Genomic DNA, 6,634 nt, shown 5'->3' with positions numbered 1-6,634 from the left:
TCCACTACACCCGAAGTGATTCGAGACGCACTGGCGACGGTTTCTACCACACAAGTCCGGCAGTGGTGCCAGCAGCACCTGGGGCCGTCGCTCCAGGCCCAACGCCAACAGGCCTTCCGCCAGCTCACGCTAGCGGAAGAAAAGCAGGTCCACTTTCAACAGGCAGCGTGAGGCGTCTTTGCACCAGGCCAGTCTGTGGGTGGCAAAAACCACGATATGCGCACGTTCCATCAGCGCGTTCATCCGTCGGCGTGCGCTGTCGATAAACGCGGCGTCTCCTGCTGCCATCACTTCATCCAAGAGGAGAATTTGAGGGTCGACCGCTGTCGAGGTAGCGAACGCGAGCCGTAGTAACATGCCAGAAGAATAACACCGCACTGGCAAGTCAAGAAACTCGCCAAGCCCGGTAAATTGGGCAATATCATCAAGCTTGGTTTCAATCTCGCGGGACGCCATCCCTAGCAACAAGGCACGAGTTCGAATGTTGTCCCAGCCAGTGGCTTCCATCTCGAATCCCGTGGCAAACTCAAAGAGCGGACACACATGCCCTGAGACCTGCACCTCTCCATGCTGCGGTGGATAAATCCTGGCTAACACCTTCAGCAGCGTACTTTTCCCAGCCCCATTGTGTCCGATTAACCCTACGCGTTCACCCGCAGCAATGGAAAAAGTGACCCCACGGAGTGCGTGAATCACACGGGCAGTGCTACGGCGAGGGCGAAAAAGCCGTGCGGCTGCTGACTTGAGCGTCCGCGAAGCTTCAACATCAACCTTGAAGTCAACACCAACATCACGAAGAACGATCTGCGCCATGCTGAGACTCATTCACTTAAAGGAAATACACCACGCGCTGGTGATAATGCCGCGCACATTGCCAGGAGACAAGAGCGAGCCCAAGGATAAAGCCACCTACCACGAGGTAGTTCATCGCCGTAGCCGGTTCAGAGCGGAGCAACGGCTGCCGGACAACTTCGAGGAGATGATAAAAAGGGTTGCAGTCTATCACCCAGGGCATCCCTTTATCACGCAAGGCTTCTGGCGGCCAAATGACCGGAGTCACATAAAATAAGACCTGCAAGACAGCACCGGCAAGATGAACCGCATCACGGAAACGCGCGTTGAGGTACGCGAACGTGGCGACAAAGAGCAGGGCAACACATCCGACTAGTAACAATCCTGGCACCGCCCACAACGCGCCAAGCGAGAAACTCACGTTATATACCACTGCCACGACAAAATAGGCCAGTAAACTCAAGAACATGACCACTGATATACTGACAAAGGAGCGCAGGACATAGATGGGAATCGGCAGTCCAATTTGCTTAATATATCCTTCTGCCGAGATAAAGGCATTTCCTCCTTCGACGATCGAAGCGGTCAAATATCCCCAAGTAATCACGCCAACCGTCAGAAATGGTAAGAACTCATGAAGTTCCTGGCCAAGCAGGTGACTGTAGACGAGCCCTACCGCTCCAATCATGACCGCGAGATTCAAGAAGATCCACGCGACGCCTAGTGTCGAGCGACGAAATCGCAATCTCACATCTTGTATCCCTAGTCGCACCCACACTGGCCAGAGTTGCACCGTGCGGATCATATCAGTCAAGAGCGCTCGGTTTGATCCCCCGGGAAGCGAGGGTTCCACCGTAGCGCGGCTCTTGTCTACCGAAACTGTATTAAGCATGCAGTAGCCCTGTTCCTTACCAGAAAGTGACGAGCTGCGCAGGGGGGCAAGAGCAGGTGAAAGACGAATCGGGGCAACGGAGAGCGCGCAAATCAGAGAAGACAGACCTCAGCTCTTGAGAGAATGAGGTAGGTTGCGTACTCTCACGTCTGAGAGTGAAGAAAAGAGGACACGCTATGCTCCGTACCGGTATCGTTTTAGATTCTCGCTATCAAGATCATAACCCCGGTCGCAACCATCCAGAGCGGCCCGCACGCATTACGACGTTACTTGACCCCATCAGCCAAGCTCAACGTCTGGGACTCCAGCGTATGGCTCCTCGACTCGCGACCCCGGAAGAAGTCGCCCTGATCCATGATACGGCGCATGTGGGTCACGTCGCAGCAACTGCAGAACATGAGCGCTTCTCTTTCGATGCGGATACTCCAGTCTCTTCACAATCCTATGCCACGGCCTTGCTCGCCACTGGTGGCCTCCTTACGCTTCTTGACGCCGTGATGGACCACGAGATCGACAATGGCTTTGCCTTGGTTCGCCCGCCTGGCCATCATGCCGACCGGAATCGTGCGATGGGCTTTTGTCTGTTCAACAGTGCCGCCATCGGTGCGCAATATCTCCGTGAACGCTTTGGCTTGAAACGGGTGTTAGTCATGGATTGGGATGTGCATCATGGCAATGGCACCCAACATAGCTTCGATGACGACCCGGGAGTACTATACGTCTCTACTCACCAATATCCATACTATCCAGGGACAGGGGCCCTCAATGAGGTGGGCCACGGGCAGGGAGAAGGGTATACGCTCAATCTGCCACTTTCATCCGGGTGTGGGGATGCAGAGTATCAAGAAGTCTTCGAGTTCGCTATTGAGCCAATTTGTCGCCAGTTTGATCCCGAATTTGTCATCATTTCTGCAGGGTTTGATGCGCACGTGCGCGACCCTTTGGGTGGAATGCAAGTCACTGAAGCGGGATTCGGCACTATGGCACGGATACTTTTACGTATCGCCCAGGACCATGCGCGAGGCCGATGTGTTGCCCTGCTGGAAGGCGGCTATGATCTAGAGGGTCTGCAAAAGTCGGTCTTTCACGTCATCGAGGAGCTGGGAGGAGAAAATCTCACAGCGAGTGTACCTTCCTACACTCCTCAAGGCATCACTGCACCGGTCCAGAAAGTACACGATCGCTATTGGGAATTGCCAAAGCTCTAACCAAAGACATAGACGTTAGGCTCTAGTGATTCGCCACAGAGATTCTGACAGGTTGAGATTGCTTCGTCGCTCCGCTCCTCGCAATGACGAGGGTGGGAGTCATTGCGAGCGCAGCGCAGCAATCTCGTTGCACCCTTGACTGTTCACCTGTCAAAATTGCTGTGGTCATCTATTAGTCCACAGGCGACAGGAAAAACTTTAAGCAACTGAGGCTTCCACCTAATGAAGGCGTGGGCAGGAGCTGTTTCCCTAGCGCCTATCACTCTTTTCTCATTAGTCAGTTCGCGTTCGGCACTGGCTCCTGGTCACTATCACTGTTTTCGGGCGGAGTCGTGTCGACAACACTTGCCCCTACGTCAGCATTCGCTTCTGGTACGATCGTATCTGGTGTTGCCGTTGTCTCAATAGTCTCTTCCGTCTCAGAGGTCGCATCAGGTTCAGGTGCTTCCACCACAGAGGGTTCAGGTTGTCGCAGAGCGGGCTCGCTTCGTCTCACAACTGTGGCAGAGGGCATTTGCACCTCTGGAGTGATTGACGGAGCTGTCACCACTGCGGGTTCTTGTATCGGACGAGGGGAAGCTGTCCCAATTGGGAAAGGACTATTCGCATCGGCAATTGCCACTGGTGGTGGGGGCGGTTGTGGGAGTTGTGGCTCAGTCCCGCGCGCGAAGATCTCTAAGATCGCCTTCGAGGATGTCGCCGTTGCTCGCTTGCCCGTTGCTGGATTGATATGTGCGAAAGTAATTTCATCCGGCATGTGGAAATCATTAACTGGATGATCAGTCAGCGCTTCTTTCATGAATGCAGTCCAAATAGGTGCGGCGACTTTTCCTCCGGTTTCTCCAGACCCGAGGGGGCGTTTTTGATCAAAGCCAACCCATACTCCACACAGCATCTCAGGAGTATAGCCAACGAACCACGCATCTTCGTAATCGTTTGTCGTTCCCGTCTTGCCAGCAGCAGGGCGTTCAAGTGCAAGTGCCGCTTTTCCGGTTCCCCGCTCAATCACACTCTTGAGCATGCTGGTAACGAGATACGCAGTTTCTTGGGAAATGACCGGGGTTCGAGTAAAGGTCCCTTCATTGACGACAGTACCATTACTATCTGTGATCTTCGAGATAAAGATCGGATCAAAGAGCGTCCCCCCAGTGGCAAACACCCCGTAGGCACGAGCCATTTCCAGCAAAGATACTTCGCCAGTGCCGAGTGCAGCCGATAAATTGGGCGCTAACGGTGTAGTGATACCGATTTTATGGGCATAGGACAGAAGATAGGGGAGACCGATATTGTCGGCGATCCGCACAGTTGGCACATTACGCGAGAACGTTAACGCTTCTCGTAAACGAATTGGCCCCCGATAGGCGCGGTCAGCGTTTGCCGGAGACCAGCGTTTGCCACGACCATCACGAAAACTGACCGGAGCATCTTTGACGATCGATGCTGGAGTATAGCCGTGATCTAGCGCCGCAGCATAGACGATCGGCTTGAAGACTGAACCAGGCTGACGTTTTGACTGTGTGGCGCGGTTGTACTGACTACGATTAAAATCATACCCCCCAACCATCGCTTTTACTTGCCCGGTGGTCAGATCAACCGCAAGCATTCCACCATCAACTCGATTGCCATCTTTCCGTCGACATATCCCTTCTCGTTTACACAACGCGTCGATTCCATTGCGAAAAGCTTTTTCTGCCAGCCGTTGTAAGCTGAGGTCGACGGTAGTGAACACCTCAAGTCCCAGCTTTTCAGGAGCATCAGCTCCATAGCGGCGTTCGAGAATTTGTCGCACATGCTCAACGTAATAGGGCGCCAGTCCAGTATACGAAGGTGGCGGTGCCTGTGTTGGAGTCACCTGTTCTTGCCAAGCAGTCATCCCTTGGGCGTAGGAAACGTACCGCTCTTCCATCATCCGTTCGAGCACATAGCGTTGCCGATGTTTCGCACCTTCCAGGTTCTTGAATGGGTCGTACACACTTGGCGCAGGAGCAAGACCAGCAATCAGGGCAATTTCTGGCAGCGTCAGGTCACCTACACCTTTATTAAAATACTCACGCGCTGCAGCCTCGACGCCATAGGCGCCGCTGCCAAGATAAATCTGGTTGAGGTAGAGTTCGAGGATTTGTTCTTTGTTGAGTTTGCGCTCCAATCGCAGTGCAAGAATCATTTCCTGAATTTTCCGACGATAACTCCGCTCGGGCGTGAGGAGGACGGTTTTCACAATTTGTTGAGTAATGGTGCTGCCGCCCTGCACCGTTTTCCCTTCGTTCCAGTTGGTCAGAAACGCACGGGTGATTGCCGAAAAGTTCACCCCCCGATGTTGGTAAAATTCTTTGTCCTCTGCCGCAATGAATGCCCGTTGCAGCAGGATCGGAATTTTTCCCAGCGCGAGCGGGTAGCGTTTCTGCAGATAGAATTCACCAAGAAGGGTGGCATTATCACACGCATACACACGGGTCACCGCTGGTGGCGCATAACTCGCCAATCCCTCGATCGACGGTAATTCACCGGTAAGATCCTGATAAAATATCCACGCAGCGAATGTCCCGCCAATCAAAGTGACAAGGGCAAGAGAGCGAAACAAGAGACGAAAAAAGCGCCGAAGGCGTCCAGGAGACGGCGCCGATGGAGAAACCGACGAATTTTCCTTAGCCATGGAACAACATGTAAGGAACGCTCAGACCCACCAAGGGAGATAGCAACCTGACACCAGACGTGCGTTCTTTACAAACTTCTCCTTCCTCTTAATACAGGAATAACGCTAAGGTCGCATTGTAGCGACTCTCGCGAGCACATCCAAGGGAGTGTGACATCTCTCCCAAACGGCGGATCATTTACTATACTTCACGGAGGAATTGACCCACGATGCGATTAAATTCGGTGGGACATTCAAAATAGGCGGAATGACCGGCCTGGGGAATTTTTACAAACCGCGCGTGCGGAATTCGCTCAGTCATCCCCTCCATAACCTGCGGGGGAGCAAGCACGTCTTCTTCGCCCACCACAAGGAGTGTCGGAGTCTTGTGCTTTACGATCGGGCTCACATCATGTTTCAGGCTAAAGAGCATAGGCACCAAATTGGAGGCGACATGCGTATTGAGCGCAGAAATCTGTTGATACAGAAAACACAGCGCAGGCTGGCGCTCGGGAAAACTCTTGGCATAGGCATTCGCCAGAATCTGCTTGAGGTTCCCCTGAGAACGCTCTCGGATATTGGCGTGGGACTTCACCGTAGCGGTCGTCTCTACCCCACCAGTCGTATCACAGAGGATCAACGCGGTGGTACGCTCTGGGTGCTTTGCGGCAAAACCACAAACCGTCCAACCACCCATCGATTGCCCTGCGACTGCCGCTTTCTGGATACCGAGATGATCGAGAAGCCCAGTGAGATCATCAACAAAAGCGTTCGGCCCTGGACCGTTCGGAATATCACGAGATTGACCAAAGCTACGATGATCAAAGGTGATAACCGTGTAATGGGAGGAAAAAACTGGCACTTGCTGCCACCAACTCAGATGGCTTCCGCCTCCCCCATGCGCAAATACCAAAGCTGGCCCGCTACCGTGCGTTTCATAGTACAGCTCAATTCCGTTAATTTTTGCGAAAGGCATAGAACCTCCTTTTTTAGGTTACTGGTAACAAGTGACGGGCAAGGGTTCAAGGAACCGCCTGATCTTCACTTCTCACTTCTCATTTTTCCGCTGTTCCCTGTACCCTGTCACCCGTAACCTAAAATGAAACCTGT

At 53.2% G+C, this 6,634-nt stretch carries 5 protein-coding genes; 1 reads left to right on the top strand and 4 read right to left on the bottom strand.

Annotation, left to right across the window (positions count from 1 at the left end; genetic code table 11):
- Nucleotides 1–129 precede the first annotated feature (129 nt).
- Nucleotides 130–813, bottom strand: coding sequence for an ABC transporter ATP-binding protein (locus FJ147_06390; protein ID MBM4255512.1), 684 nt, complete (start codon nt 811–813; stop codon nt 130–132).
- Nucleotides 814–829: 16 nt separating this feature from the next.
- On the bottom strand, nt 830–1,684 hold the full coding sequence (locus tag FJ147_06385; GenBank protein MBM4255511.1) for an ABC transporter permease: 855 nt from the start codon (nt 1,682–1,684) through the stop codon (nt 830–832).
- Nucleotides 1,685–1,860: 176 nt separating this feature from the next.
- On the opposite strand from FJ147_06385, the gene FJ147_06380 reads away from it, so the two are divergent.
- Nucleotides 1,861–2,892 (top strand): histone deacetylase, encoded by a 1,032-nt coding sequence (locus FJ147_06380; GenBank protein ID MBM4255510.1) that lies wholly within the window; start codon nt 1,861–1,863, stop codon nt 2,890–2,892.
- A 277-nt stretch (nt 2,893–3,169) separates the two neighbouring features.
- On the opposite strand, the gene FJ147_06375 is transcribed toward FJ147_06380, so the two are convergent.
- Entirely contained in the window at nt 3,170–5,545 is a 2,376-nt protein-coding gene (locus FJ147_06375; GenBank protein ID MBM4255509.1) for a PBP1A family penicillin-binding protein, read from the bottom strand.
- Nucleotides 5,546–5,726: 181 nt separating this feature from the next.
- A complete protein-coding gene (locus FJ147_06370; protein ID MBM4255508.1) occupies nt 5,727–6,500 on the bottom strand; it encodes an alpha/beta hydrolase in 774 nt (257 codons plus the stop codon).
- Nucleotides 6,501–6,634 lie beyond the last annotated feature (134 nt).

The sequence above is a fragment of the Deltaproteobacteria bacterium genome (assembly GCA_016874775.1).
Classification (GTDB): domain Bacteria; phylum Desulfobacterota; class Binatia; order Bin18; family Bin18; genus VGTJ01.
This window is presented reverse-complemented; position numbering and strand designations above follow the sequence as displayed.

Bases quoted from the DNA above. Each gene is read 5' to 3' on its own strand.
- FJ147_06390 (MBM4255512.1), bottom strand. From the start codon at position 813: ATGGCGCAGATCGTTCTTCGTGATGTTGGTGTTGACTTCAAGGTTGAT.
- FJ147_06380 (MBM4255510.1), top strand. From the start codon at position 1,861: ATGCTCCGTACCGGTATCGTTTTAGATTCTCGCTATCAAGATCATAAC.
- FJ147_06375 (MBM4255509.1), bottom strand. From the start codon at position 5,545: ATGGCTAAGGAAAATTCGTCGGTTTCTCCATCGGCGCCGTCTCCTGGA.
- FJ147_06370 (MBM4255508.1), bottom strand. From the start codon at position 6,500: ATGCCTTTCGCAAAAATTAACGGAATTGAGCTGTACTATGAAACGCAC.
- FJ147_06385 (MBM4255511.1), bottom strand. From the start codon at position 1,684: ATGCTTAATACAGTTTCGGTAGACAAGAGCCGCGCTACGGTGGAACCC.